This is a genomic window from Geomonas sp. (assembly GCF_056994735.1).
In genome coordinates, this window is the sequence record NZ_JBXKJL010000417.1 from 1 (window position 1) to 1895 (window position 1895).

4 protein-coding genes are annotated in these 1895 nt (G+C 55.7%); 3 read left to right on the forward strand and 1 reads right to left on the reverse strand.

The features are described 5' to 3' along the window. The 3 genes from AC11W3_RS17625 to AC11W3_RS17635 form a co-directional block, all read left to right on the forward strand. Positions 1 to 324 (forward strand): hypothetical protein (locus AC11W3_RS17625; protein WP_484093466.1); only part of this gene is annotated, 324 nt, incomplete at its 5' end. Between the two features lie 56 nt (positions 325 to 380). After that, on the forward strand, positions 381 to 782 hold the full coding sequence (locus AC11W3_RS17630; protein WP_484090646.1) for a hypothetical protein: 402 nt from the start codon (positions 381 to 383) through the stop codon (positions 780 to 782). A gap of 42 nt (positions 783 to 824) precedes the next feature. Next, complete coding sequence (locus tag AC11W3_RS17635; RefSeq protein WP_484093467.1) at positions 825 to 1673, forward strand: SphA family protein; 849 nt, start codon at positions 825 to 827, stop codon at positions 1671 to 1673. A gap of 81 nt (positions 1674 to 1754) precedes the next feature. Here the strand turns inward: AC11W3_RS17635 and AC11W3_RS17640 are convergent. Continuing rightward, positions 1755 to 1895: LrgB family protein (locus AC11W3_RS17640; protein WP_484093468.1), on the reverse strand; the 141-nt coding region annotated here is incomplete at its 5' end.

The following is a 1895-nucleotide window of genomic DNA, read 5'->3' on the forward strand; positions in this document are numbered from 1 at the left end:
TCCCGGGCATTTTCCGTCAGCGTCCTGATGAACCTGGTCTTTGCCCCGGTGCTCATGACCCTGCACAAGATGTCGGACATCCATATCGCCATGACCGGCGGCACCATGCGCGGCCTCTTCTCGTCCATCGATTGCGCCCTTTTGCTGAAGAGGGTCAACTGGAACGTGATGTGGAATTTCGTCTTCAAGAAAACGATCCCCTTCTTCTGGATACCGGCACACACCATTACCTTCCTCCTCCCGCCGGAGATGCAGATCGGTTTTGCGGCGATTCTCGGCGTGGCGCTCGGCGTCATTCTGGCATTCGCCGGGACAAAGAAATAGCAACCGGCTCTCGCAGCGGCACTGATGGCGTAAACCAACATCTGGAGGTAGCAACAATGAGGAATTTAAGGCTGAAGCATCTGGCAGTGGCAGCTTGTCTGATCATCGCTCTTCCGGCTCTCTTCACCGCCTGCGCCAAGCCGCAGCCCAAGGCGGAAGTCGTGTCGAATCATGTCGTCTACCGGGCGGGCGAAACGGTCAGGCTTTTCCATGGTGGCACCAAGGAGGCGAAGGCTGAATTCTGCGTCGGCGAGACCATCCCTGTTTACCGCTGGATCGGACACGGTCGCTATGTCGAGTACAAGCAAGTCGGGAAGGCGAAGATCACCAAGCTGGTCGGTGAGCACTACTTCGACGCCACGATTGTCGAAGGTGAAGCTCGCCACGGGGATGTGGTAAAAAAGGCGAGCTCCGCCTGCCTGGTCGTTCCCATGGAAGCACCGGAAAAGCCGGAATAACCGGAAGCGCAAACAGCACCCAATGGAAAGGAAGAAAGTGCCATGAAAAAACTGATTTATGTACTGTGCCTGGGGTTGATTTGCTTCTGTGGCGGGACGGCAAACGCTGTCAACATCGATCCCTACGATAACGCCCTGGCCCCCGACGGGGTGTATGGCCTCTTGTACGGGAATTACTACCATGCAGGTGAATTCACCGGGCCCGACGGGAAAAAGGCCGCGGACGCCGACCTGACGGCGATGGTCTCGGTTGTGCGGGTGATCGGCTACAAGCACCTCGGGAAAGTCCCCCTGGCGTTCCAGGTCATTGTTCCTTTCGGCAAGATTGAGGAGGAGAAGGTCTTCAACGAGAAGTCATCTGGCATAGGAGATACCATTTTTGGCCCGGGACTTTTCCTTTACACCAATGAAGATACCAAAACGGCAATTTCGCTTTGGGCATACATCACGGCCCCTACCGGGGAGTGGGACCGAAACCAGGCGATAAACCTTGGCGGAAACCACTGGATATTCGAGTCCCAACTGGCAGTGAACCAACTGTTCGGCAAGTTCGTCTATGACATGAACATCAACAACTATTTCCATACCAAGGAGACCGACACGCAGACCCAAGTTCCGGCTCGGCTCGAACTTGAAATGAGCCTGGCATATCAGATTACTGACAAATTGGTGGCCGGAGTCAATGGCGGCGGTTTTTGGGATCTGGCGAACACCCAGGTAGGTGGCGTGACGGTGGCAGATTCGAGATCCGAAAGAACCGAAATAGGCCTCTCCACCGGGTACAGCTTCACGGAAAAGTTCGGAGCGAATTTCAGGTGGAACCATGATATCGGCAGCGAAAACAGCACGCTCGGGGATAACTTCTGGTTGAGGCTCAATTACGCGTTTTAGTTGAATCGACACCGGCACTAGACAATGATCTCCCCCTCCTCTCTTTTACCAAGGGTGGCAGGGGGATTTCTTTTACCACACTCAGCGATAGTGGAATAGCGACAGCAACTGCGCCAGCGCGGGAGCGGTCAGTACATTGACCAGGCCTACCAGCACCATCACCAACCCGGCGATGGCTCCGATCTCGGCGTCGATCTGATGCGCCTTGGCGGTACCGGCCCC